Annotated in this window: 22 protein-coding genes and 1 tRNA gene; 8 read left to right on the top strand and 15 right to left on the bottom strand. The window is 63.0% G+C overall.

Features of this window, described 5'->3' with window-relative positions:
• Positions 1-361: 361 nt before the first annotated feature.
• The 11 genes from rpsI to GL300_RS24470 all read right to left on the bottom strand — a co-directional run bounded on the left by rpsI (position 362) and on the right by GL300_RS24470 (position 13,023).
• Positions 362-841 (bottom strand): 30S ribosomal protein S9, encoded by a 480-nt coding sequence (rpsI, locus tag GL300_RS24420; RefSeq protein ID WP_155042289.1) that lies wholly within the window; start codon positions 839-841, stop codon positions 362-364.
• Positions 842-843: 2 nt separating this feature from the next.
• A complete protein-coding gene (gene rplM, locus GL300_RS24425; protein ID WP_134681911.1) occupies positions 844-1,308 on the bottom strand; it encodes a 50S ribosomal protein L13 in 465 nt (154 codons plus the stop codon).
• 146 nt (positions 1,309-1,454) lie between these two features.
• Positions 1,455-1,880, bottom strand: a complete 426-nt coding sequence (locus GL300_RS24430) for a PaaI family thioesterase (RefSeq protein ID WP_155042290.1) — start codon at positions 1,878-1,880, stop codon at positions 1,455-1,457.
• Between the two features lie 26 nt (positions 1,881-1,906).
• On the bottom strand, positions 1,907-2,650 hold the full coding sequence (locus GL300_RS24435) for a cytochrome c biogenesis CcdA family protein (protein ID WP_155042291.1): 744 nt from the start codon (positions 2,648-2,650) through the stop codon (positions 1,907-1,909).
• 75 nt (positions 2,651-2,725) lie between these two features.
• Positions 2,726-5,263, bottom strand: a complete 2,538-nt coding sequence (locus GL300_RS24440) for an Rne/Rng family ribonuclease (RefSeq protein WP_155042292.1) — start codon at positions 5,261-5,263, stop codon at positions 2,726-2,728.
• A 482-nt stretch (positions 5,264-5,745) separates the two neighbouring features.
• Positions 5,746-7,071 carry a sigma-54-dependent transcriptional regulator gene (locus GL300_RS24445; RefSeq protein WP_155042293.1) on the bottom strand — a complete coding sequence of 442 codons (1,326 nt, stop codon included), beginning with the start codon at positions 7,069-7,071 and terminating at the stop codon, positions 5,746-5,748.
• Between the two features lie 21 nt (positions 7,072-7,092).
• Positions 7,093-8,838, bottom strand: a complete 1,746-nt coding sequence (locus GL300_RS24450; RefSeq protein ID WP_246195414.1) for a sensor histidine kinase — start codon at positions 8,836-8,838, stop codon at positions 7,093-7,095.
• Between the two features lie 113 nt (positions 8,839-8,951).
• Complete coding sequence (gene purQ, locus GL300_RS24455; RefSeq protein ID WP_155042295.1) at positions 8,952-9,620, bottom strand: phosphoribosylformylglycinamidine synthase subunit PurQ; 669 nt, start codon at positions 9,618-9,620, stop codon at positions 8,952-8,954.
• A 211-nt stretch (positions 9,621-9,831) separates the two neighbouring features.
• Positions 9,832-11,046 (bottom strand): NADP-dependent isocitrate dehydrogenase, encoded by a 1,215-nt coding sequence (locus GL300_RS24460; protein ID WP_155042296.1) that lies wholly within the window; start codon positions 11,044-11,046, stop codon positions 9,832-9,834.
• 94 nt (positions 11,047-11,140) lie between these two features.
• Complete coding sequence (locus tag GL300_RS24465; protein WP_155042297.1) at positions 11,141-12,265, bottom strand: HD domain-containing protein; 1,125 nt, start codon at positions 12,263-12,265, stop codon at positions 11,141-11,143.
• Positions 12,266-12,363: 98 nt separating this feature from the next.
• A complete protein-coding gene (locus GL300_RS24470; protein WP_155042298.1) occupies positions 12,364-13,023 on the bottom strand; it encodes an alpha/beta hydrolase in 660 nt (219 codons plus the stop codon).
• Between the two features lie 162 nt (positions 13,024-13,185).
• On the opposite strand from GL300_RS24470, the gene iscR reads away from it, so the two are divergent.
• From iscR to GL300_RS24505, 7 genes are all read left to right on the top strand, one after another.
• Positions 13,186-13,644 carry a Fe-S cluster assembly transcriptional regulator IscR gene (iscR, locus tag GL300_RS24475; RefSeq protein WP_155042299.1) on the top strand — a complete coding sequence of 153 codons (459 nt, stop codon included), beginning with the start codon at positions 13,186-13,188 and terminating at the stop codon, positions 13,642-13,644.
• Positions 13,645-13,769: 125 nt separating this feature from the next.
• Positions 13,770-14,876 carry a carboxynorspermidine decarboxylase gene (gene nspC, locus GL300_RS24480; RefSeq protein WP_155042300.1) on the top strand — a complete coding sequence of 369 codons (1,107 nt, stop codon included), beginning with the start codon at positions 13,770-13,772 and terminating at the stop codon, positions 14,874-14,876.
• Positions 14,877-14,939: 63 nt separating this feature from the next.
• The gene (locus tag GL300_RS24485; protein WP_155042301.1) at positions 14,940-16,163 is read left to right on the top strand and encodes a saccharopine dehydrogenase family protein; all 1,224 of its coding nucleotides are present in this window, start codon (positions 14,940-14,942) and stop codon (positions 16,161-16,163) included.
• A 99-nt stretch (positions 16,164-16,262) separates the two neighbouring features.
• Positions 16,263-17,576 (top strand): AI-2E family transporter, encoded by a 1,314-nt coding sequence (locus GL300_RS24490; RefSeq protein ID WP_343043205.1) that lies wholly within the window; start codon positions 16,263-16,265, stop codon positions 17,574-17,576.
• A 63-nt stretch (positions 17,577-17,639) separates the two neighbouring features.
• Positions 17,640-18,680 carry a GlxA family transcriptional regulator gene (locus GL300_RS24495; RefSeq protein WP_155042316.1) on the top strand — a complete coding sequence of 347 codons (1,041 nt, stop codon included), beginning with the start codon at positions 17,640-17,642 and terminating at the stop codon, positions 18,678-18,680.
• Positions 18,681-18,746: 66 nt separating this feature from the next.
• A complete protein-coding gene (locus GL300_RS24500) occupies positions 18,747-19,799 on the top strand; it encodes a hypothetical protein (protein ID WP_155042302.1) in 1,053 nt (350 codons plus the stop codon).
• Positions 19,796-21,043, top strand: coding sequence for a hypothetical protein (locus GL300_RS24505; protein ID WP_155042303.1), 1,248 nt, complete (start codon positions 19,796-19,798; stop codon positions 21,041-21,043). Before GL300_RS24500 ends, GL300_RS24505 begins: the two co-directional genes overlap by 4 nt.
• On the opposite strand, the gene GL300_RS24510 is transcribed toward GL300_RS24505, so the two are convergent.
• The 3 genes from GL300_RS24510 to GL300_RS24520 all read right to left on the bottom strand — a co-directional run bounded on the left by GL300_RS24510 (position 21,030) and on the right by GL300_RS24520 (position 24,020).
• Positions 21,030-21,980: a hypothetical protein gene (locus tag GL300_RS24510; protein ID WP_155042304.1), complete on the bottom strand. Its 951-nt coding sequence runs from the start codon at positions 21,978-21,980 to the stop codon at positions 21,030-21,032. The two genes, GL300_RS24505 and GL300_RS24510, sit on opposite strands and share 14 nt — an antisense overlap.
• A gap of 4 nt (positions 21,981-21,984) precedes the next feature.
• The gene (locus tag GL300_RS24515) at positions 21,985-23,634 is read right to left on the bottom strand and encodes a hypothetical protein (RefSeq protein WP_155042305.1); all 1,650 of its coding nucleotides are present in this window, start codon (positions 23,632-23,634) and stop codon (positions 21,985-21,987) included.
• A gap of 309 nt (positions 23,635-23,943) precedes the next feature.
• Positions 23,944-24,020: transfer RNA gene (locus GL300_RS24520), tRNA-Arg, on the bottom strand.
• A 101-nt stretch (positions 24,021-24,121) separates the two neighbouring features.
• On the opposite strand from GL300_RS24520, the gene GL300_RS24525 reads away from it, so the two are divergent.
• Positions 24,122-25,135, top strand: a complete 1,014-nt coding sequence (locus GL300_RS24525) for a LacI family DNA-binding transcriptional regulator (protein ID WP_155042306.1) — start codon at positions 24,122-24,124, stop codon at positions 25,133-25,135.
• A 70-nt stretch (positions 25,136-25,205) separates the two neighbouring features.
• On the opposite strand, the gene map is transcribed toward GL300_RS24525, so the two are convergent.
• The gene (gene map, locus GL300_RS24530) at positions 25,206-26,009 is read right to left on the bottom strand and encodes a type I methionyl aminopeptidase (RefSeq protein WP_155042307.1); all 804 of its coding nucleotides are present in this window, start codon (positions 26,007-26,009) and stop codon (positions 25,206-25,208) included.
• Positions 26,010-26,079: the final 70 nt, after the last annotated feature.

The following is a 26,079-nucleotide window of genomic DNA, read 5'->3' on the forward strand; positions in this document are numbered from 1 at the left end:
ACCGCGCCATCTTCTCATCAGGCGCCGCACAAGCCATCAAACTTCCCGATTTTACCAGACAAACAACCATCAAGGCCATCCGTCCGAACCGCTCCAGCACCCTGCCGGCTCGGTGAAGGCGTATTTAGGCGCTGCGTTCGGGGCTTGCAAGCAGAAAAATGCAGGTCACCCAAAGAAAATTCCCAAGCTGATGATCTTTCGTCATTTTTATGTCATCGGATTGGGCATCCCAAATCCCGGATGCCGCTGCGGGAGGCAGCCCACAAAGCCATATCCGCCCAGATTCGCGACCAAACCCGATCGCGAAATGAAAAACGCGGCCCAAAAGGACCGCGTTTCCCGAGCTCCAAGAAGTGCCGGATCAGCGCTTCGAGAACTGGAACGAACGACGGGCTTTTGCCTTGCCGTATTTCTTACGCTCGACGACACGCGAGTCGCGGGTCAGGAAGCCAGCGGCTTTCAGAGCGGCGCGCAGCGACGGCTCGTGCAGCTGCAGAGCTTTCGAGATGCCGTGCTTGACCGCACCGGCTTGACCCGAAAGACCGCCGCCAGCGACGGTGGCGTAAACGTCGTACTGACCGTCAACACCGGCAACCTCGAAGGGCTGGCGCAGGATCATCTGCAGCACCGGACGGGCGAAGTAGACCGCAATGTCCTTGCCGTTGACGACGACTTTACCCGAACCCGGTTTCACCCAGACGCGAGCGACAGCGTCTTTACGCTTGCCGGTGGCATAGGCACGACCCAGCGCATCGCGCTGAGCTTCACGGACGGGGGCTTCGGCAACCGCCACGGTGGCGACCGATTTCAGATCGTCCAGGGTTTTGATGTCTTCAGCCATGATCATGCGCTCCGGGTATTCTTGGCGTTCATGGACTTGACGTCCAGAACTTCGGGCTGCTGAGCTTCGTGCGGGTGCTCGGCGCCAGCATAGACGCGCAGATTGGTCATCTGCTGCTTGCCCAGCTTGTTGCGCGAGATCATGCGCTCAACAGCTTTGGTCACGACGCGCTCGGGGTGAGCGCCTTCCAGGATTTGGCGCGCGGTGCGGTGCTTGATGCCGCCCGGATGGCCCGTGTGCCAGTAGTATTTCTTGGCATCGCGCTTGTCGCCGGTCATCTGCACCTTGTCGGCGTTGATGATGATGACGTTGTCGCCCATGTCCATGTGCGGAGTGAAGGTCGGCTTGTGCTTGCCACGCAGGCGCATGGCAACGATCGTGGCAAGACGGCCCAGAACAACGCCCTCGGCGTCGATCAGGATCCACTTCTTCTCGATCTCCGCCGGTTTCGCGGTATAGGTTTTCATCGGTCGTCCCTTTTGGGGTGTAATTCGAGATTGGCGCTGTATCGTCCATCGCGCGCTTTGAATCAAGTGCGCTGACCGTGAATTAAGCAAGCATTATCATATGTTTACGAAATAGGTATCTATTTACCTCTACGCAGCACCCGCTTTTACAGGCTTTTTGGCGGAATCGAATAGGTCATCGAGCAACGCGCCACGATGGCATCGTCCCCTTCGGAACGGATCATCGCATCCGCGACGGCCAGCACCCGGCCCAGCTTCAGGATACGGCATTCGGCCAGCAAATCGCGCCCGGCTGCGGGCTTGCGCATGAAGTCGATCGAGGCATTCGTAGTCACGGCCAGCGCCACCTCGCCAATACGGGACAGGATCGCCAGATAGATCGAGGCATCGGCCAGCGCGAACATCGCCGGCCCGCTGATCGTGCCACCGGGGCGCAGATGCGCGTCACCGACGATCAGCCGCGACAGCAGCATGTCCTTATCCACGCTCTCGACCCGGATCTGCCCCGCCACCTGCGGAAAGACCCGGTCCAGAAACACGTTCAATTCTTCTGCGTTCATCGCCAGCTGCATGCCACCCCCTCTGATTGGTGGCGACGCTAGCCCAGCAAAGCCAGGAAGGGGAAGGTTTCCAGCAACCAATAGGCAAAGGCAGGGAAGGCACCGGTCACCAGCGCCACACCCACAACCACCAGCAACAGGCCCATGATGCGCTCTATCACCTTCAGATGCGGCTTGATCCGATTCATCAGCCCCATGGCGCGGTTGATGAAGATGGCCGACAGCAGGAAGGGAATCCCCAGCCCCAGCGCATAGATCGCCAGAAGCGAGGCCCCTCTGCCCGCTTCGCCCCCGGTCGCGGCCAGCGAGAGAATCATTCCCAGCTGCGGCCCGATGCAGGGCGTCCAGCCAAAGGCAAAGGCAAGGCCGAGGATATAGGCGCCAAAGGTGCTGCCACCGCGATCTCCGGTTTCCAGCCGCGCCTCGGTATCGAGGATCGGGATACGGATCACATGCAGGAAATGCAGGCCAAGGATGATGACCGTCACCCCTGCCCCACGCGCCAGCCAGTCCTGCCATTGCAGGAACATCCGGCCAAAAGCCGAGGCCGCCAGTCCCATCAGCAGGAATACCGTGGACAGGCCCATGACAAAGAAGATCGCGGGCAGGATCGCGCTGCGTTCGCCCGATTTCAGACCGCCAACGCCGACACCGGTCATATAGGCCAGATAGGGCGGGACGATCGGCAGCACACAAGGCGACAGAAAGGACAGGATACCCGCCAGCAACGCGACCATCGCGGCAGGCAGGAAGGCGGCATCAGCAAGTTCGATTCCCAACATGCTGCGCAGATTGCGCGAATGGAAAGGCGCGGGAAAGTCCCGCGCCTCTCAAACTTGCGTCATGTGGCCGTGGGTTCAGCCGATTGACCACCAACCGCGACGTTTCGGACGCGGCGCGTCGTCCTCGGCGGTCATGGCCGGTTCGGGCTGCGGGGCCGGAACCGGGATCGGGGTTTCGATCACCGCCGGAGCCTCGACAGCCGTTTCGACGACGGGTTCTTCCGTGACAGTCTCGACCTGGGGTGCAGGCGTCTCGACGACTGCGGGCTCGGTCGTGATGGTCTCCACCGGAGCGTCTTCGATCACGGCGACAACCTCGACCGTCTCGGCAACCGCCAGTTCGACAACCGCTTCCGCCGGAGCGGCTTCGGCCCGATCCTCGCCACGGCGGCGCGAGCTGCGGCGGCGCGGCTTCTTGCCTTCCTCGGCCACCGGAGCAACCTCGGCCACTTCCACAGCCTCGTTCACCGCGACGTCTTCAGCCGCCTCGTCCTCGGCACCGGCCTCGTCAGCGCCATCATCTTCGGCATCATCGGCATCCGCAGCTTCGGCATGGGCGGCGTCATCGCCGTTCTTGCCATTGCGGCGACGGCGACGGCGACGACGGCGCGACTTGCCCGAACCCTCGCCCTGCTCGGCAGTCTCGGCGCGCGGCGCCTCAGTCTGCACTTCTTCGGCGCGGTCCTCTTCTTCGTCCTCGACTTCGTCCTCGACCAGATCCTCGTCGTCGATCTGCGCCATCAGGCTGGCATCGACCGAGACCACCGGGCTCACGACCTCGGGGACATTGCGCGTGGCGGTCTTGAACTTCTCGATCGCGTAATCGGGCGAGATCAGCGAGGGATCGGCCTCGACGCGGACGGACATGCCGTAACGCGCCTCGATCCCGGCGATATGCTCGCGCTTGGCGTTCATCAGGAAGTTGGCGACGGCGACCGGGGCCTTGACCAGCACTTCGCGCGAACGCTTGCGGGTGCCCTCTTCCTCGATCGCGCGCAGGATGGTCAGCGCAAGGCTGTCATCCGAGCGGATCAGGCCGGTGCCGTGGCAATGGGCGCAGGGCTGCGTGGTCGATTCAAGCATGCCCGGACGCAGACGCTGACGCGACATCTCCATCAGGCCAAAGCCCGAGATGCGGCCGACCTGAATGCGGGCGCGGTCGGTCTTCAGCTTATCCTTGAAGCGCTTCTCGACGGCAGCGTTGTTCTTGCGCTCTTCCATGTCGATGAAGTCGATCACGATCAGACCGGCAAGGTCGCGCAGGCGCAGTTGGCGGGCAATTTCCTCGGCCGCCTCAAGGTTGGTCTTGACCGCAGTGTCCTCGATCGAGCCTTCCTTGGTGGCCCGGCCCGAGTTCACGTCGATGGCGACCAGCGCCTCGGTCACGCCGATGACGATATAGCCGCCCGAGCGCAATTGAACGACCGGGTTGAACATACCGCCAAGATAGCTTTCCACCTGAAAGCGCGCGAAAAGCGGCATCTGATCGGTGTAATGCTTCACGTTCTTGCCATGCGAGGGCATGATCATCTTCATGAAGTCCTTGGCGGTGCGGTAGCCGCGCTCGCCCTCGACCAGAACTTCCTCGATTTCCTTGCTGTAGATGTCGCGGATCGTGCGCTTGATCAGGTCGCCTTCCTCATAGACCGGCGCGGGCGCAATCGATTTGAAGGTCAGCTCGCGGATCTGTTCCCAAAGCCGCATCAGATATTCGTAGTCGCGGTGGATCTCGGTCCGGGTGCGCTGGCTGCCGGCGGTGCGGATGATCAGGCCGGCGCCTTCCGGCACCTCCAGATCCGCCGCGATTTCCTTCAGCTTCTTGCGGTCGGCCGCGTTGGTGATCTTGCGCGAGATGCCGCCACCGCGGGCGGTGTTGGGCATCAGCACGCAGTAGCGACCGGCCAGCGACAGGTAGGTGGTCAGGGCCGCGCCCTTGTTGCCACGCTCCTCCTTGACGACCTGGACCAGCATGATCTGCCGGACCTTGATCACTTCCTGAATCTTGTAGCGGCGGGCACGCGGACGCTTGGGCGCGCGGATTTCCTCGGTCACGTCCTCTTCGGCGACCGACTCGATGCCGTCTTCCTCATGCGCTTCATCAGCGCTGTCATCCTCGGCGACCGGGGCGGATTGCGCCGTCTCGGTGGTCAGGATCGGGCCGGATGCATCCTCATCGCCCTCGGAGGGATCGACAACGGCCATTCCGGCGATGTCTTCCGAGACGACCACGTCCCCCGCATCGGCCGAAGCCGGCTTCGAGGATTTGCGGCGACGCGAGGACGAGCCACGACGGGGCTTGTCGGCCTCTTCGCTTTCGGCGGCGGCGGCCTGACGTTCTTCCTCCAGCAGCGCCTTACGGTCGGCGGCGGGGATCTGGTAATAGTCCGGGTGGATCTCGGCAAAGGCGAGGAAGCCGTGGCGGTTGCCGCCGTAATCCACAAAGGCGGCCTGCAGCGAGGGCTCGACCCGCGTTACCTTGGCCAGGTAGATATTGCCAGCAAGCTGCCGCTTGTTGACGGTCTCGAAGTCAAACTCCTCGACCTTGGTTCCATCCACCACGACAACCCGAGTCTCCTCGGCATGCGTGGCGTCGATCAGCATTTTCTTTGACATGTTTCCGACTTTCGGACGGCCGCAGGCCCGCGCGCAAAGGGGGCACAGGCTGATGGCCGTTCAATGAGAGGACACGATGCCCCGCGCAGACAGCAGCAATCGCGGCGTCAGGGGCAAACCCCTTACGCCGTTGTCGATCAAGCTGCTCAGCGCGACCCATCGCGTCTGTTTACCTTTCTTGGCCCGATCCACATGCAAGCGGTCCGGGCGGCGATCACGGATGCCCAGAGGCCCCGTCGGGGCATGGGCTCGATTTTTCCGCGCGTGGCAGAGCCGGCACTTTTCGGGTGTCGCGGCTGGCAGACGCGCTGCGAAACTGGTGGGGGCAAGCAACCTAAAATTGCGGAAGACCGCCCCTTGTGGGCAAGATAACGGGGAAGGCCGCGCCGTTACAATGGGTTTTTCAAAACATCTCGTCGGGGCGGCCATTCCCGCCCCCGCTCGGCAGGGCCCCGCACAAAGGCGCGGGGCCGTCCGCTGTCTTAAAGGTAGTCCCCGCGGCTAAGGCCGTATTTCGCCATCTTCTCGTTCAGGGTCCGACGCGGCAGGCACAGTTCGTCCATGACGGCGGCGATGCTGCCCTTATGGCGGCGCATGGTATTGTCGATCAGCATCTTCTCGAAGCTTTCGACATATTCCTTCAGCGGCTTGCCCTCGGTCGTGGTGGCTTCCTGATTGTCCTCACCATCGGCCATCAGCAGCGACGCGATCGAGCCCGAACCGCGGCGGTTCTGCAGCACGGCGCGTTCGGCGACGTTGATCAACTGGCGCACATTGCCCGGCCAGGGCGCCTGCAGCAGTTGCGCAGCTTCCTGCGCGGTGACCTGCGGCGGCTCGCAGCCATATTCTTCGCTAAACTGCTCGGTCATCCGGGTGAACAGCGACAGGATGTCCTCGCCGCGCGAGCGCAGTGGCGGCAGGGTGATCTTGAGCGCGGTCAGGCGATAGAACAGGTCGGGACGCAGCGAATCCTCGGCCTTGCGGCCTTCGCCACGGGCATTGGAAATCGCGATGATCCGGGTTTCCGCAGGTGCGCCCTGCTCGGCGATGAACGCCAGCAGGCGGGCTTGCAGCGGATCGGACAGCGCCTCGATATCCTCAAGGCACAGCGTCCCGCCACGGGCCTCCTCGACGGCGGGCAGACCGTTTTCGACCGGGCCGAACAGCTTCCCGGCCAGCACTTCGTCGTTGTAAGCGGCGCATGAGATCGGCACGAACTTCTTGGAGGCACGTGGCCCCACGGCATGCAGGGCGTGGGCGACCAAGGTCTTGCCGGTCCCGGTCTCGCCGTCGATCAGCACATGGCCATCGGCCTGCCCCAGATCAAGAATATCCTCGCGCAGACGGTCCATGACCGGGCTGGCCCCGATCAGCTTGGACATGACCTGCTGGCCCTCGGACAGGTCGCGGCGGAGCGCGCGGTTATCCAGCGTCATGCGGCGTGCCTGCCCCGCGCGCTTGACCAGTTCGGTCAGGCGTTCCGGGTTGAAGGGTTTCTCCATGAAGTCCATCGCGCCGATCCGCATGGCCTCGACCGCCATCGGCACATCGCCATGACCGGTGATCATGATGACCGGCAGGCCCGAATCGATCCCCATCAGCCGCTTCAGGAACGCCATCCCGTCCATCCCCGGCATGCGGATATCCGAGATGATCACCCCCGGCCAATCCGCCGAGATGACCTTCAGCGCATCATCGGCGCTGGCGAAGGTCTCGGTATCAAAGCCGGAAAGCGCCAGCCATTGCCGGATCGACTCGCGCATATCCGGTTCGTCATCAACCACGGCAATCTTCATCGTGCGGCTCATTGGCGCATCACCTTTCCATCGTCATTCTGCCGCCTGCTGCGTTCCGACCCTGCGGGCCGGATCGTGAAGCGGCAGTTCAAGTTCGAACACGGCGCCTCGCCCACCCTCGTCCGCGGCATTATGCGCGGTCAGGCGGCCGCCGAAATCAGCTGCGATCCCGGACGAGATGGCCAGCCCCAGGCCGGTCCCCTCTCCGGGTTTCTTGGTGGTAAAGAAGGGTTCGAAGAGTTTTTCCAGATCGGAAACGCCCGGACCGTTGTCGCGGATGGACAAGAATGCGTGAGAGCCCGAGCTGACCGTGATCTCGATCGCGGGGTCGCGCACGGCCTTGATCGCGTCGATGGCGTTCCTCAGCAGGTTGATGATGACCTGTTCCAGCCGGATGCGGTCGCAGTAAACCATCACCGGATAGCGTGGAATGCTGCGCTGCAACTTGATCGTGCGGTTGCGCAGTTGCGGCTCCATCATCACCAGCGCACTGGACAATGCGGCGCGCAGATCGACGGGCTCAAAGGCCTCGCCGCCCTTGCGGGCATAGGATTTCAGCTGCCGCGTGATCGCCCCCATGCGCTCGACCAGATCGTCGATGCGCTGGAAGCTGGACAGCGCTTCCTCGCCGCGGCCACGCTGCAGCAGCAGGCGTGCCCCGGCCAGATAGGTCTTCATCGCGGCAAGGGGCTGGTTCAACTCATGGCTGACGCCTGCCGACATCTCGCCCAGAGCGGCCAGCTTCGAGGATTGCTGCACGGTCTGCTCGGCCACGCGCAACTCGCGCTGGACGCGCTCGCGTTCGGCGATCTCGCGGGTCAGGCGCAGGTTCAGCGCCCGCAGATCGGCTGATTCGCGCATATAGGCTGCCGATTCCACCCGCGCGCGTCGCGACAGCAGGTAGAACACCGCCGCCAGCAGGATCGCAAAGCCCATGATGACCATGGCCAGAACAGCATTCACCCGCTCACGCACGGAATCGTAAGTGGTAAAGGCGATCATCTTCCAGCCGCGGAAGGGGATGCGGGTCTCGGCCTGCATCACCGCCTTGCCCTGCACATAGGCGTCAACGGGGGCCGAGGTCCAATCCGCCGTCACCTGAAACGCCCGTGCAATCGCCGAAGGGGCGGATCGCACAGCCAGCGCCTCGGGCAAGGTCAGCCCACGCCAGCGCGGCTCGGTCGACAGGATGATCTGGCCCGAACTGTCGGTGACGGCGATGGCATCGGAAATCCCCGCCCATGACCGCACCAGCCGCGTCAGATCGGCACCGACCACGACGACGCCCAGCGTCCGCCCGTCGGCCACCACCGCCCGCGAATAGGCAAATTCATAGACACCCTGCGGCGAGGGCGCGACGGTGAACACCGTGTCCTTCGACCGCAGCGCCTCGACATAGAAGGGTTCCTGCACGTAATTCGTGCCGATCAGGTTGCGGTCGGTCGAACCCACCGTCCGCCCCGAGGCATCCAGCAACCGGATCGAGGCCGCGCCGATTTCCTTCTGCGCGGAAATCAGCCGCGCCGACGTCCCCGAGAAATCATTCCCCGTCAGGGCCGAAATCAACGCCGGATCACGCGCCAGCAACTGCGGCACGACCGATGTCCGCTGCAGTTCCGACAGCAGGTTCCCGGTATACAAGGCGGATCGCAACTCGGTCCGCACGCGGGTGTTTTCGGAAAACCGGGCCGATAGCCAGCTGTTGGTGAACCAGATCGTGCCGACGGCAAGCACCAGCAGCGCAGCGATCACGGCACGCAGCCCCCAGCGGCTGGTCATTGCTGCCCGGCTGCTTTCCGTCATTGCGGTACTGAGATCGTCTTCCTGCATGCGCCTCTGGCCTGTCCCTCAGGGAACAAGCCAATCTAGTGCGCGAATGTCACGCACTCAAGTCAGACGGTGGCAAGCTCTTGCACAAGGGATGCAAAAACCCTTGCGCCATCGGTTCCGCCGTGAACCGATTCGGCGGCACGCTCGGGGTGGGGCATCATGCCCAGCACGCGACGGTTCTCGGACAGCACCCCGGCAATGTCCTCAACCGAGCCGTTGATTCCCGGCGCATAGGTAAAGGCGATGCGGTCCTGGTCCTTCAGCGCGGCCAGTCCTTCGGCGTCGATCTGATAGTTGCCATCGTGATGGGCGACCGGAACGCGGATGCTGTCACCCTTGGCATAACCGGCGGTGAAGGGGCTTGCAGCGGTTGCAACCTTCAACTCGACCTCACGGCACAGGAAGGTCAGCCCGGCATTGCGCATCAGCGCGCCCGGCAGCAGGCCCAGTTCGGTCAGGATCTGGAAACCATTGCAGATCCCCAGCACATAGCCGCCCTTGGCACCATGCTCGCGGATGGCATTGGCAATCGGCGAATGCGCCGCAATCGCGCCACAGCGCAGATAGTCACCAAAGGAGAAACCGCCCGGCACCGCGACCAGATCGGTCCCCGTGGGCAGCGCCACATCCTTGTGCCAGACCCGCGTCACCTCGGCCCCCGCCTGCGTCAGGGCAACGGCAAGATCGCGGTCGCAATTCGAACCAGGGAAGGTGATGACGGCAGCTTTCATGGCGGGCACTCCGGGTTTGACCTGCGCGCCCCTTACTCCATTCTGGCCGGACTGTTAAGTCGCAACGCGCATTCCAAGGCGCGCGGCCCGGGAAATTCACCGTTTTACAAATACCCGACAGCAAGGCCGCGACACGCGATACGCCTGCCAGATGAGCATATGAAAAGGGCCGGGGAATACCCCCGGCCCTTCGTCAATCCAGCGTGGCAGCTCAGCCAGCCAGCGCCTTGTTCAGGTATTCGTCGACCTTTTCCAGATAGCCCATGGTGGTCAGCCATTTCTGGTCCGGCCCGACCAGCAGCGCCAGGTCCTTGGTCATGTGGCCATCTTCGACCGCCTGCACGGTGACCTTTTCCAGCGTCTGGGCGAAGTTCATCAGCGCTTCGTTGCTGTCGAGTTTCGCGCGGTGCTTCAGACCACCGGTCCAGGCAAAGATCGACGCGATCGAGTTGGTCGAGGTCTGGTTGCCCTTCTGGTGTTCGCGGTAGTGGCGCGTCACGGTGCCATGCGCGGCCTCGGCCTCGACGGTTTGCCCATCGGGGGTCATCAGCACCGAGGTCATCAGCCCCAGCGAGCCGAAGCCCTGCGCAACGGTGTCCGACTGCACGTCGCCGTCGTAGTTCTTGCAGGCCCAGACATAGCCGCCCGACCATTTCAGGTTCGAGGCCACCATGTCGTCGATCAGGCGGTGTTCGTAGTGAATACCGGCCTTCTTGAACTTGTCCTCGAACTCTTCCTCATAGACCTTCTGGAACAGGTCCTTGAAGCGGCCGTCATAGGCTTTCAGGATGGTGTTCTTGGTCGACAGGTAGACCGGGAAGCCGCGCAGCAGGCCGTAGTTCATGGAGGCGCGGGCGAAGTCGATGATCGACTCGTCGAGGTTGTACATCGCCATGGCCACGCCCGAGGACGGCGCCTGGAAGACCTCGTGCTCGATGGTCTCGCCGTCTTCGCCGACGAACTTGATCGTCAGCTTGCCCTTGCCGGGGAAACGGAAATCGGTGGCCTTGTACTGGTCGCCGAAGGCGTGGCGGCCGACGATGACCGGCTTGGTCCAATGCGGAACCAGACGCGGCACGTTCTTGCAGATGATCGGCTCGCGGAAGATCACGCCGCCCAGAATGTTGCGGATGGTGCCGTTGGGCGACTTCCACATCTTCTTCAGGCCGAATTCCTCGACACGCTGCTCGTCCGGGGTGATGGTCGCGCATTTCACGCCGACGCCATATTGCTTGATCGCATTGGCGGCATCGATGGTGATCTGGTCTTCGGTGCGGTCACGCTCCTCGATGCCCAGATCGTAATATTTCAGGTCGACGTCCAGATAGGGCAGGATCAGCTTCTGCTTGATGAAATCCCAGATGATCCGGGTCATCTCGTCGCCGTCGAGTTCAACGACGGGGTTCGCTACCTTGATCTTCGACATAGGTGGTCCCTTTGGTTAGGATTCGGCTGCCCGCCCTATAGCGGCTAAAGCGGGCGAAGAAAAGGCTGGTATGCGATTGCATACCGAGCCGCGATCATCCCGCGAAATAGACCCGCGAGCTTTCGTTCAGCCAATGCCACAGGCTCGGCGCACCGCGTTCGATGCGCAGACCGACCCGCTCCACCAGCTGTTCATAGGTCACGTTATATTCGACCCAGCTTCCCCCGCCCGAGGCGATGTTCTGCATCACCGGCTGGGCCCGATCGAGCGACTTGGCAAAGACCGCATCCGGGGTCTCATTCGCCTCGAACTCGGTCCAGAGGGCGCGGAACTCGGCCCCCTGCGCGGGCGGCAGCAGGTCGAAAATGCGGTCGGCCGCCGCATCCTCAGCCGCCATTTGCGCCGCGCCGTGATGGGCCGCTCCGTTCTGGGCATGGATCGGTACGTCGCCGGTATCGATCTCGACCAGATCATGCAGGATCAGCATGCGGATGACCCGACCGATATCGACGCCCTCACCCGCATGGCCCGCCATGACCAGCGCGTAAAGCGCCAGATGCCAGCTGTGTTCGGCGCTGTTTTCGCGGCGCGAGGCGTCGCAAAGCGTGCTGGCGCGATAGACGGATTTCAATCGGTCGGCTTCCGCCAGAAAGGCCAGTTGGCCGGACAGATCGCCTTCGACCGGGCGGCCCTCGCGGATGGCCTGCGCGGCCTGCATCGCTTCGGGCCATTCCTGCCACATCCGGGCGGCGCGACCGGTCGTCATGTTGTCGGCGACGATGGCAAGGTGATCGGCCAGGGGCTCGGGCGCGTGCAGCACCTGAAACAACGGCTGAATGTGATCCATGCGCTTGGCGAAACGCGCGTCAGGGGTGTCGGCGGCCTCGAATTCCTGCCACAGCGCCAGCAGATCCGCGCCATCGGGCAGGATGCCGAACAACCTTTGTGCAGCGGCCAGTTCGGCGGCCTCGACGGCGGCGATGTCATGGGCAAGGTGGATCGGGTGGTCGCCGCAATCGACCTCGACCAGATCGTGCAGCAGGATCATCGCGATGGCGCGATCGCTGGCACCAAAGGCCATGGCGAAAAGCGCGACATGCCAGCTGTGTTCGGCGCTGTTCTCGGCGCGGGACAGGTCCATCAGCACATTGGCGCGCTCAACGGATTTCAGCCGGTCGGCTTCGTTCAGGAAATTGAAACGGGCGGTCAGATCGCTCATGCGCGGCTCCTTTTCGTTTCGCCCCGGTCCTAGCGCCATGCGCGGACCATGGCCAGCCGCAAAGAAGAACGCCCCGGCGATGGGCCGGGGCGATGGGTTCAGCGGGTGTTTTCCGTCAGGCGGCGACGGACATAGCCCTGCACCTTGTCGATCATCGGCTTCATGTGGACCTCATCGTCGCGGAAGAAGTGGTCCGCGCCTTCGATTTCCTCATGGGTGACGGTGATGCCCTTCTGCTCGCGCAGTTTGCTCACCAGCGTGTTGGTGTCCTTGGGCGGAGCCACGCGGTCGGCCGAACCGTTAATGATCAGCCCCGAGGAAGGGCACGGCGCGAGGAAGCTGAAGTCATACATGTTCGCCGGCGGCGCGACCGAGATGAAGCCGGTGATCTCGGGGCGACGCATCAGCAGTTGCATGCCGATCCACGCGCCAAAGCTGAAGCCCGCGACCCAGCAATGCTTGCTGTTCGGGTTCATCGCCTGCAGGTAATCCAGCGCCGCGGCCGCGTCCGACAGCTCGCCGATGCCCTGGTCGAATTCGCCTTGGCTGCGGCCGACGCCACGGAAATTGAACCGCATGACGGTGAAGCCCATGCGGTGGAACGCGTAGTGCAGGTTGTAGACGACCCGGTTGTTCATCGTGCCGCCATATTGCGGATGCGGGTGCAGGATGATGGCGATCGGGGCGTCGGGGATCGGTTGCGCGTGATAGCGCCCCTCAAGACGACCTTCGGGACCGGGGAAAATCAGTTCGGGCATGGGCTTCCTTTGAAACTCGGGTTTCTTGACCCTGTGACGGCGCGGCTCTAGATGGTCAATCTGGGAAGCGCACCAGACATAGGCAAGACGCAATCAAAGACGGCGCAGGCGGATTAGCCTGAAGCCCGCGTTGCGTCAATGCGATGGCAGAGGGAGACCACGATGAAACTGTCCACCAAAGGCCGCTACGCCATGGTCGCCTTGACCGACCTGGCCATCGCCAAGGGCGATGATCTGACCTCGCTGGCCGAGATCTCGAAGCGTCAGGACATCTCGTTACCCTATCTCGAACAGCTGTTCGTGCGGCTGCGCCGGGCGGGGCTAGTCGAATCCGTGCGTGGTCCCGGCGGCGGCTACCGGCTGGCAAAAACGCCCGAGACGATCCGCGTCGCCGACATCCTTGAGGCCGTGGACGAGACCGTCAGCGCCATGCATGTCGGCGCGGGGGCCTCGGGCGGCATTTCGGGATCGCGGGCACAGACGCTGTCGAACCGGCTTTGGGAAAGCCTGTCGGCGCATGTCTATGTTTTCCTGCACAACCACACACTGGCGGATGTGGCACGCAATCAGCTTCTGCCCTGCCCGGCCCTGCCCAAGATCCTGTCGATCGTCGACGAATAATCGCCTGCGGGGCGGCTGGACCGCCCCCACGTCATGGGCAAGTCACCATTCCTTGCGAAACGACGCAAGTGGCCCTAAATGAGCCACTTCATTCGACCCGGCTTCGCCACGAGGGGATACGCGCCATGTCCGAACTGCAGACGCCCTATTACCTGATCGACCTTGCGAAGCTGCGGGTCAACATGGAGCGCATCCAGTATCTGCGTGAGCATTCGGGCGCGAAATGCCTGCTGGCGCTGAAATGCTTCGCCACATGGTCGGCGTTCGACTTCATGCGCCCGTTCATGGACGGCACCACCTCGTCGTCGCTGTTCGAACTGCGTCTGGGCCATGAGGAATTCGGCAAGGAAACCCACGCCTATTCCGTCGGCTGGGCCGATCACGAGATCGACGAGGCCTTGGGTTATTCCCACAAGATCATCTTCAACAGCCTTGGCCAGCTGGACCGTTTCGGGGCCAAGGCCGCCGAGCGCGGCATCACCATGGGCCTGCGCCTGAACCCGCGCTTCTCGACCAGCGGCTTCGATCTGGCCGACCCGGCGCGTCCCTTCTCGCGCCTTGGCGAATGGGACCTGCCGCGGCTGGAATCCGCGCTGGACCGGATTTCCGGCGTGATGATCCATTACAATTGCGAAAACGGCGACTTTGACCTGTTCGACGCGCAACTTTCCCGCATCGAGGCCGAATTCGGCGGCTTCCTGGAAAAGCTCGACTGGGTTTCGCTGGGCGGTGGCATCCATTTCACCGGTGACGGCTATCCGCTGGACCGCCTTGCCGCACGGCTGAAGGCCTTCCAGCAGAAATTCGGCGTCCAACTGTTCCTTGAGCCGGGCGAAGCCAGCATCACCAAGTCCAGCTCGCTTGAGGTCTCGGTCCTTGACGTGATCCATAATGGCAAGGACGTGGCCATCGTCGACAGCTCGATCGAGGCCCATATGCTGGACCTGCTGATCTATCGCGAAACCGCCAAGCTGCCGCAGGACGGCAACCACGCCTATCAGATCGCGGGCAAGACCTGTCTGGCCGGCGACATCTTCGGCGAGGGCCGCTTCCCGGCTCCGCTGCAGATCGGCGACCAGATCAGCATCGCGGATGCCGCCGGTTACACCATGGTCAAGAAGAACTGGTTCAATGGCGTCGGCATGCCCTCGATCGCGATCCGCGATGAGGACGGAACGATCCGCGAAGTTCGCCGGTTCTCTTACGACGATTACAAATCCAGCCTGTCCTGAGCCGGAAGCTCAGGCGAAAGCGAGGTCCTCCCCCCTTTTCCTGCCCCTCTGAAGGAGACTGAATTGGCAAGAAACGTGCTCATTATCGGCGCCGGCGGCGTCGCCCAGGTGGTCGCGCACAAGATCGCGCAAAACGCCCAGGAATTCGGAACGCTGCATATCGCCAGCCGAACGGTGTCCAAGGCCGACACGATCATCGAGAGCATTCGTGAGAAAGGCCATTCGGTCGAATTCACCACCCATTCGCTGGACGCCATGGACAGCAATGCCGTGGCCGAACTGATTCGCAAGATCGACGCCAGCATCGTGATCAATGTGGGCTCGGCCTTCGTGAACATGACCGTGCTGCAGGGCTGCATCGAGACCGGCGCGGCCTATATCGACACCGCGATCCACGAAGACCCCAAGAAGGTCTGCGAGACCCCGCCGTGGTACGGCAACTACGAATGGAAGCGCCGCGAGGCCTGCGAGGCTGCCGGTGTCACCGCCATTCTTGGCGCGGGCTTTGATCCGGGCGTCGTCAACGCCTATGCGCGTCTGGCCGAGGACGAGTATTTCGACAAGATCGAGTCCATCGACATCGTCGATATCAATGCCGGTAGCCACGGCCGCTGGTTCGCCACCAATTTCGACCCCGAGATCAACTTCCGCGAATTCACTGGCACGGTCTATGCGTGGCAAAAGGGCGAATGGACCGAGAACAAGATGTTCGAGGTCGGCCGCGAATGGGACCTGCCCGTCGTCGGCAAGCAGACCGCCTATCTCTCGGGTCATGACGAGGTTCACAGCCTGTCCGCCCGCTACAAGGAAGCCGATGTCCGCTTCTGGATGGGCTTTGGTGCGCATTACATCAATGTCTTCACGGTCCTTCAGAACCTTGGCCTGCTGTCTGAACAGCCGGTCAAGACCGCCGAGGGTCTGGAAGTCGTGCCGCTGAAACTGGTCAAGGCCGTGCTGCCCGACCCGGCCAGCCTTGCCCCGAACTATGAGGGCAAGACCTGCATCGGCGATCTGGTCAAGGGCACGCAGGACGGCAAGCCGGGCGAGGTCTTCATCTACAACGTCGCCGACCACAAGGAAGCCTTCAACGAGGTTGGCAGCCAGGGCATCAGCTACACCGCTGGCGTCCCCCCCGTCGCCGCAGCCATTCTGGTCGCGCGCGGCACCTGGGACGCGAAAAAGATGGTGAACGTCGAGGACCTGCCGGCCCGTCCTTTCCTTGAGCTGCTGGGCGATCTGGGCCTGCCCACCCGCGTCATCGACGCGACCGGCGACCACCCGCTGTAAGCGCGCTGCTCAAATCTTGAACAACAATGACCCCGCGGACAGGAACCTGCCCGCGGGGTTCGCGTTTCCCCCTGCATCCATGCGCCGGGGAATTCCAACGTGACGCCTCCCGACCAGCTGACCCACATGTTCCCGAGCCTGCCCCGATCGGAAGGCCGCAAGGTCGCGAACTGGGCCGTCATCGGTATTTTCGTCATCCTGCTGTTCTGGTTCGTGGCGCAGGCTCGTGACTTCCTGATGCCCGCCACGCTGGCCTTCCTGCTGTTCTTTGTCTTCGTGCCCTTTCGCCGGGCGATGGAGCGCTGGGGCGTCGGCGCGGGCATCACCGCCACCATCGTCTCATTGGGGTTGATCATCGCCATCGCGGGGATCGGACTGATCGTTTCGGGCCCGGTCAGTCGGCTGATCGACAACGCCCCCCAGATCGGGGCACGACTGGAACAGCGTTTCACCGAGATCCGCAGCAACTTCGCGGGGATCGAGCGCGCCGCCCGCAAGATCGACGAAATCACCGGAGGGGCCGAACCCAAGCCCGAGGAAGGACAGACCATCCCCGGCGCGCCGACCCCCATGCCCGAGCCGGGCGTGACGGGCATGGTCACCGGCACGGTCACCAGCGTTCCCGCCCCCGGAACGCCGCAGCCCCCCGACCAGCATATTCAGGTCGAGGTGAACCAGCACCCGGCATCATCGACCTTGGGTAGCGTGGTGAACCTTGGCCCGGCTGTTCTGGGCCAGATCATCTTCACCTTGTTCCTGCTGTTCTTCATGATCTCATCGGGGGACCTGCTTTACCTCAAGATCGTGCAAAGCTTCGACCGCATGCGCGACAAGCGCGCCGCCTATCTGGCGCTTCGGGAAATCGAGGATCGGCTGGGCGCTTATCTGGGGGCGATCACGCTGATCAATGCCTGCCTTGGCGTCGCCATCGGCATCACCATGTGGGCATGGGGGATGCCGTCGCCCGTGCTGTTCGGTGTGGTGGGCTTTCTGCTGAACTTCATCCCCTACCTAGGTGCCGTCTTTGGCATTATCGGCGCGGCGTTGGTCGGGCTGTTCGTCTTTGACGATCTGTTCACGCCGCTGATGGTGGGGCTGTCCTATCTGACCCTGACCGCGATCGAGGGGCAGCTGATTACCCCCTATTTCGTTTCGCGCAAGCTGCAGTTGAATACGGTGGTCGTGTTCCTGACGGTGGCGCTGTGGGCGTGGCTCTGGTCGGTTCTCGGCATGATCGTCGCGGTGCCGCTGCTGGTCGTCATGCGGGTGCTGGCAGACCATATTCCGGGGCTTGAGAAGTTCGGCAACTTCCTTGCCGGGGAAAGTCCCCCCGCGCTGGCGGACGAAGATGAGGATGAGGCCAGCGCAGGTGAGCAGGTCGTCATCGGCAACGTTCCCCCTGCCGCAAACTGAATGCTGGACCACGGCACGGGTGATGGCATCATGGCGACATGAACGATGGTTGATTCGCGACACATGACCCATCCCGCCGACCCCCGTGCGACCGCCCCTGCGCCAAGGCTGACGATCGGCTTCATCCTTGCGCCGCGCTTCACGCTGTCCGCCTTTGCGACATTCGTGGACGTGCTGCGGCTGGCCGCCGATGACGGCGACGGCTCTCGCCCGATCCGCTGCCGATGGAGCGTCCTTTCCGCCGACATGGCCCCGGTGCAATCGTCCTGCGGGGTCAGGATCGAACCCGAAGAGCGCTTGGGCGACCCCTCGCGCTTCGACTATATCGTGGCGGTCGGGGGGCTGATCGATGGCGGGCCGGGGCTGTCGTCCGAGGAAGGCGCGTTCCTGCAAAAAGCCGCCGCCCAGCGGGTTGGTCTGGGCGGGCTTTGCACCGGGGTCTTTGCCCTTGCCCGGCTAGGGCTGATGGACGGCTATCGTTGCTGCGTCAGTTGGTTCCACCATCAGGATTTCCTCTCGGAATTCGAACGGATGCGACCGATCTCGGATCAGATATTCGTCGTGGACCGCGACCGGCTTAGTTGTTCGGGCGGAGTCAGCGCGGCGCATCTGGCGGCGTTTCTGGTGGACCGCCATCTGGGACGCGCGGCTGCACGAAAAAGCCTGTCTATCCTGATGATCGATGAGCCGATGCAGGGCGACCGCCCGCAACCCGGCCTGCCGCTGGAGCTAAGCCCGCGCGATCCGCTGGTGCGCCGCGCGCTGCTGGCCATGCAGCAGAACCTGCATGCGCCGCTATCGGTGGCCCGCATCGCCCGCGATCTGGGCGTGGGCCGGCGCAAGCTGGAGCGGCATTTCAGCTCGGATCTGGGGATTCCGCCCGCCGATGCCTCGGTCCGCATCAGGCTGGCGCAGGCGCGGATGCTGCTGGCCCGCACCGACAGAACGGTGACGCGGATCGCCGAGGAAACCGGCTTTTGCGATGCCTCGCACCTCATCCGGGTGTTTCGCGAATCCGAAGGCATGACGCCCGACCTGTGGCGGCAGGGACAGGCGGAAGCCGGGTCCGATGCGGGGCAACTGACGGACGTTGCATCGCCCTGACCAGCAACACGGTCGCCTCGCACAGATAATGCGGCATCCCGGTTGATGCCCATTGGAGGTCCGCGCATGCCCGTTGAAATAATCGGAGAGGTCCATCCCGCCCTGCTCTCTGGACTATCCGAGGTCCATTTCCGCGGGACCAAGGTCGCTGTCCTGAACGCTTTGGGCGACACCCTTGTTGCTGCCGAAACGCTGACCTTGCCGTCGATCCTTGAGCAGCCCGGCATCCTGCCTGCGACAGCGGGGCTGGGCGACAGCATCACCCTGAATTTGGGGCAGGCCGAAGGCGTGCCCACGCCCGTCGCCGCATGGGATTTCACACTGAATGGCGTGTCGATCAAATCCCAGCTGGACGCCGGGATGATGACGATGGAACTGGCCGAGCCGGGCGAATACGTCCTGTCGGTCGAGTGGACCAACAGCCAAGGGACGGTGCGCGCCCAGTCGGCCTCGCTGGTGGTGGCCGCGCCGGTGATCATTCCCACGATCGACTATCCGACGGTGACGCTGGCCTACCTGAACGCGGCTTCGACCTATGCGGGGACGGCGCAGGATGTAACCTCGATCAGCGCCGCAGGGCAAAGCCATCTGGTCTTCAGCAAGACCGGCAGCGGCACCGCGATCCAGCGCACCGAGGCGGGTTTTGTTTTCGCGGGTGGTTACTATCTGCAAAGCCAGACCGTCTCGGGCCTGCCGACCACCGACGGGATCTTCGCGGTAGTCGATGTCACGATCACCAGCTACGGCACTGCCGCGACACAGTTGCTGGACGGGACCGGGACCACGATCAAGCTGCGAAACAATGCGGGCACCCTGCAGGCGGTGGGTCCGGTCTCGGGGCTGGGCGCGCTGTCACTGGGCACGGTGCCTTATGGCACGCGGCTGATCATCGGCGGACAGCTGGACGACGTGCTGGACGTGCTGTCGGGACATGACCTGTCGGGTGCGGTCGTCACGGCGGCGCATACCGGGCTGGCCGATCCCACGCCCACACGCTTCATTTCCGGGCGATACCTGAACGGCACGCTGCATCGGCTGGCCATCGTCGGCCGAGCCGAGGGCGGCAGCTGGCCCGTCACCATGCAGGAGGTCATCGCGGATTTTCGGCGGGGGGTGTGACGGCCCCCAGACCCTCCGTCACCTCGCTGGAAATTCTTCCGGTCTATGGCCAGTCCGAAAACCGGTCCTCGGAAGATCCGCTTGCCGCCGTGCTGGATGGCGCGACACCGGGACAGGTGCATTACCTGTTCGGCATGCGCGATCAGGCCGGGCGCATCGTCGGCCCCTCGGGGGCGGGCTGGTCGGGTACAGGCATGGCCGCAATCGACCAAAGCCGTGCCGCGACTGGATTTGCCACCGCTGAAGGACTGGGGCGGGTTTCTCCGGCATTCACGCTGCAATATTGCCGGGCCGTCGGCTGGCGGGACCAACTGGCCCCAGCCAAGGGCGCGGTGATCGCCGATCACGGCTACGGCGGGCGCTACATCAACGAATGGCGTCCCGACGATGCCAGCCCTGTCGGCCGCAACCAGCTTTACTGGATGCGCGAGGCCAAGCGGCTGGCAGACGGTTTCGGGATCGGTATCTCGTGTCCCTATGTCCTGCTGTTTCAGGGCTCATCGGCCAAGGACCAGCCGGGCAGCCAATATGAAGCGGATTTCCTGATCGCGCATGAGGCGACGCTGGCGCAGGCCCGCGCGCTGTTCGGGACCGCGCCCAAGCTGGTCACGGTGATCAACGGGGCGGATGTGGACACGAATGGCGATGTCTATGCCATACCCGGAGTGCAGTATCGTCTGACCTTGGCGCAACAGGGCATCATCGCCACCTGGCAACGGATCTATCCGATCAACGACCAGAACGCCCATATCGACGGCTCGACCAAGGTTCTGGTCGGCGAAACCTGCAACTGGGCGATCAGTGAGGTTGAAGCGGGCCGGCCGTGGAACATCACCTATGGGGTGGCAAAACAGGGCGATCTGGTCACGGTCAGCTTCGCACTGCGTCCGGGCGAGATGTTGGTCAACCGCAGCGGGCTCTACGATGCTTTCGGCGGCGCAGCGACCTGCGCGAATTACGGCTTCGAGGCAGATGGCGGCATCATTGAAGCCGTCCCCGATCTTGCCGGGAACAGCGTTACCCTTCGTTTGCACGACGGGGCCGCCCGCTGGCTGCGCTTTGCCCATCAGGTGCAAGACTGTTACGCGTTGACCGATGCAGCGGGCTATACGATGTCGGCACATCGCACCACGCTGTTTGCCAGCGAAAGCCGCGAGAGCCGCTTCGTATCGGGACAAAGGCTATGGCGGGCTTTGCCAGGGTTCCGGGGCAGCCTTCTTGGGGATGTCTTTACGCCTGAATGACCTTGGCAAAGGACAGGGTCACATCCTGCCCCAGCCGTTCCAATCGAAGCCGGGTCAGCTTGCAGCCCGGCTTCGCCGCCAGCGCTTGCTGGTAATGCAGCGCCTCGGTCGCCGCATCCTGACGCGCAGCGGCCAGCCGCGCCATCAGCCGATGATAGCTCCACGGGTCAGTCACGGTCGAGACCACACGCTCGGCCGTCGCATGGCGGCCACGCTGGATCGCGTGGCTGGCCAAATGCAGGCGATAGCTTTGGTTTTCCTTGCGCCGCGCCAGCAGGCGACGGCGCAAGGACGATAAATCACCGGCCAGCAGATCCTGAAACACGCGCTCCGCATGCGCACTGCCCGCGACAGTTTCAACCGTGCGATGTCCCATATGCGGCAAGGCCAGCAGCTTGGCCCCTGCCGCTTTCAGCCTATCGGCATGAAACCGGTCCTGCCGGAAATGCGGATCGTGCAAGACAATGCTGTTTGCCGGCAGGTTCTCGGCGTCAACCTCCATCCCCCGGTGCAGGTCGGCGCGAAAATGCCGGGCATAGCGCTGATCATGCGCGCCGGTCACCGTCGGATCGATGCTGTCCTGCGGACTACAGACCAGAGCATGGTCAGCCCCCAATGCCCTGCCCCAGCGCAGCGCGCCATATCCGCCCATCGAAGCCCCATAGGCGACAGTCAGCGGCCCACCAAGCGCAAGGCAGATCGGAACAATCCGTTGCATATCTGCCGCCGGATACCAGCAAGGATGTTTCGGCACGATGGCCAGCAGGTCGTATCCCAGCCGCTCGCACAGCGACTTGGCAAAGGCATTCCGGCCATTCGCCCGTGCATGCATGATGTCGAAAGTGAGCAAGCGCAGCGATCCGCCACGCGCGACATGCAAAAGCTGCAGATGCTGCCCGTCGAACAGGACGCGCGGGACGTTCTGTTCGACAGGCACCGCCCTAGGCCGCCTCTCGGTCACTGCCCTCGACGTTCACCAGCGCCGACGCATCGACGATGGGCCGCGCATAGCTGTTCACGAACTCGGCGATCTTGAAGTAGCCCGTGCGGGTATAATGGTCGCTGTCGACGAAATCCTCTGGCGCAAGCAACTGGTCAATATCAATGAAATGCGCATTCGAGGTGCTTCGGCAGAAGTTCCGGCACATCGCATTGTAGCTTTCGCGGATCTCATAGGTGCGAAGCGCCTGCTCTCCGTGTTGGGTGACCGCAGACAGCAGGAACAGCGGCGCTTGCGGCGCACGCAGGCTGTCGACCCGCTCAAGGCTGCGCCGGGTCAGTTCAAGCCGTTCCTCAAGCGTCAGACGGCGGTGATACATTTCCTTTGAGAAGCGCTTGGCCAGTTCGGGCAGCTTCATCAGCTTGTTGAACCGTCGCGGCGGGATGGTGGCCCAGAATTCCCCGCCCCATTCCGAACCGCCATAGGTAAAGAACAGATCGCTCGGGACCGAGAAATACAGCGACAGCAGGATCAGGTCCGACGCCCGGATCGAGCGGTCCAGCGCCAGCATATCCTCAAGGCTTTGCCCGACCAGCTTGTTCAGGGGCATCGAATGCTTCAGCTGGGGCTGCCGCGGGTTCAGGATGAAGCCGACATCGTCATAACGGACCAGCATGCCCTGATCGTCCTGCTTGTTGACGAATTCGTCCCGGTTCGTGCCGCAATAGAACGAGACCTGCAGCAAGTCGCAGCCGCCGATCAGGCAAAGACGCCGATCATCCAGCGGGTTGGTCGAGGCGCCGAAATCGCTGACCTCGGTGATCCAGTCGATCTTATCAGGCTGCTCAAGACTGCTGGCGACCGGTCCCACGACCTTGAATTCGGGGCGGCCCAGATAATTCCAGACCCACTGTTCAACCCCCATGTTCAGCGTCCGGCACGAGAAGGCAAAGTGATGCACCGCCGTGCCCGAATATTTCGTCCTTACGCAGAAGAAGCCGACCGTGCCGTAATCGCCGTAGCGGTCCTGCACCTGCACCAGCCCCGCATGCATCCCCGAAACCGCCAGCAATTCGTCCAGCGCGACGCGCTCCTCTGGCGTATTGGCCCGGATCTTGGTGAAGTTCAGCTGATTGGTGCGGTTCAGAAGCTCCAGCACCCGGTCCATATGGTTTTCGACGTCGGTGACGATGCGGATGCGGATCTGGGACTGACGCAGGAATTCGACATTGCTCAGACCGGAATTCTCGCGCTCGTCCTTTTTCTGCTCCATCACTTTGTACTGGGTCAGGCGGCTGTGATCGCGGTCATCCTTGCCCTTGAGTTGCGGCAGATCCAGCAGGCCCGGCAGCCCCCCTTTCGAGGCGTCAATCGTCATGATACCGGGGCAAAAGAACGCCGCTTCCTCAAGGTTCAGGTGGTTGTCGTCAAGAAACAGGACGTTTTCTGCACGCAGGCCCATTTCTTCGATCATCTGGGCGATGGCCTGCCCCTTGGGCGACCATGCGATATGCGGAAAGACGAACAGGTCCCAGATCCCAAGTTCCTCAAGCTTCGCCTGCGCCTGCGCGAAATCGTTCTTGGAGCAGATCGAGCACATGATCCCGCGCCCCACCAAAACCCGCACCATGTCCAGATGCGCGTCGATCACGCGGACGCCCTCCTCCGACAGGGTTCCCCCCAAAGAGTCTCGTCCAGATCCCAGACGACCAACTTGACCTGCGACGTAACTGCCTCAAAGCATTGAACTTCCATGCCCGCCCCCGGTTGGTTTTGCCTGAGCGTGCCATCTCTCCAATTAGATGTAAATGATTTTGTAAAACCACTTTGGGTTGTAATAAACGATTAACAAAGCTTAACGATCTGCACCATTCCATCGCGTGCCGAAACGCCACGATTCCGAATAAGAGATCACTGCAAAGCAGGGTGGGGATCGGTTTTGGCAGGGGCGGAAAAGGGCTGGTGACCCCGACAGGACTTGAACCTGTAACCTGCCCCTTAGGAGGGGGCTGCTCTATCCAGTTGAGCCACGGGGCCGCCGGAGGTTCTTTTGCCCGCATCCAGCGGGATTGGCAAGCTTGCCGCGAAGGGCCAGACGCGATAACGGTAACAGGATTGCGTGCCGGAAAAGTCATAATATGAAAAAACCCCGCCGTCCCCTGACCTTGCGTGATGTGTCGGAAGCCTCGGGCGTCTCCGAGATGACCGTCAGCCGCGTCCTGCGCAACCGCGGGGACGTGTCGGCCTCGACGCGCGAGAAGGTTCTGACCGCGGCGCGCACGCTGGGCTATGTTCCCAACAAGATCGCGGGCGGGTTGGCCAGTCAGCGGGTGAACCTTGTCGCAGTCGTCATCCCGTCGCTGTCGAACATGGTTTTCCCCGACGTGCTGGGCGGGATTTCGGCCGAGTTGGACGATACCGGGCTGCAACCGGTGGTGGGGGTCACGAATTACAGCCCCTCGCGTGAGGATGCGGTCCTGTATGACATGCTGTCATGGCGGCCCTCGGGGGTGATCCTGGCCGGGCTTGAACACAGCGCCGCCGCGCGCGCCATGCTGGACAATGCCGGGCTGCCGGTGGTCGAGATCATGGATATCGACGGCGATCCAATCGACACTGCTGTCGGCATCTCGCATCGGCGGGCCGGAGCCGAAATGGCCGAGGAGATCCTGAAGTCCGGCTATCGCCGCATCGGCTTCATCGGCACCCACATGCCCGAGGACCATCGCGCCCGCAAACGTCTGGCCGGGTTCGAGGAACGTCTGGGCCAGTCCGGCGTCCTGCTGGCCGCGAGGGAATATTATCAGGGCGGGTCGTCGCTGCAAAAGGGGCGCGAACTGACCGAGCGCATCCTGACCCGCGAGCCCGATCTGGATTTCCTGTATTTCTCGAATGACATGATCGGTGCGGGCGGGCTGCTGTGGTGCCTTGAAAAGGGCTACGATGTTCCGGGCCAACTGGGGCTTGCGGGCTTCAACGCGGTGGAGCTGCTGGACGGCTTGCCCATGCGCCTGACCACCACCGATGCCCGCCGGGTCGAGATCGGGCGGCGCGCCGCGCGCATCGTCGCAGGCAAGGAAGCCGCACCCGAAAACGGTATCGTGGCGCTGGCCCCGACCTTCCGCACCGGCGACACCATCCGCAAACCCTGAAACGGAAACGGGCGCGCCACTCGGCACGCCCGCATTGGGTCTTTCAGCAAAGATCTCGTCAGCCGCGACCTTAATTGTAATCGGGGTAGAACAGACCGGCGGGCGAAAGGGTGAATATCTCGCACCCATCGGCGGTCACGCCGATCGAATGTTCGAACTGGGCCGAGAGCGACTTGTCGCGGGTGACCGCCGTCCAGTCATCGGCAAGAACCTTGGTTTCCGGGCGGCCCAGATTGACCATCGGTTCGATGGTGAAGAACATGCCCTCCTCCAGAACCGGACCTTTGCCGGGACGACCGAAATGCAGGACGTTCGGCGGCGCGTGGAAGACCCGGCCCAGACCGTGGCCACAGAAGTCGCGCACCACCGACATGCGCTGGCTTTCGACATAGGCTTGGATCGCGTATCCGATATCGCCGAAGGTGGCGCCGGGGCGCACGGCCTCGATCCCCTTCATCAGGCTGTCATGGGTCACCTGAATCAGGCGCTTGGCCTTAACACTGGGCCTGCCCGCGACATACATGCGCGAGCTGTCGCCATACCAGCCGTCGACGATCACGGTCACGTCGATGTTCAGGATGTCGCCTTCGGTCAGCAGCTTCTCGCCCGGAATACCGTGGCAGACGACATGGTTCACGCTGATGCAGCTGGCATGTTGATAGCCGCGATAGCCGATGGTCGCGCTGACCGCGCCCAATTCCTCGACACGGTTGCGGATGAAATCATCCAGCGCGCCGGTGGTCGCACCGGGCTGGACCAGCGGCCCGACCTCGTCAAGGATCTGCGCCGCGAGCCGCCCGGCCGCGTGCATGCCCTCGAACTCCTGAGGCTCATGGATACGGATACCCTCGCGGGTCTGGCGTGCGTCGTTCATCTTTTCCTCATGCATGGTTGCCCCACAGATAGTCCCGCAGGGCCACTTGTTCCAGTCCCGCGCGCGGACC

Source organism: Paracoccus litorisediminis, from assembly GCF_009711205.1.
GTDB lineage: Bacteria > Pseudomonadota > Alphaproteobacteria > Rhodobacterales > Rhodobacteraceae > Paracoccus > Paracoccus litorisediminis.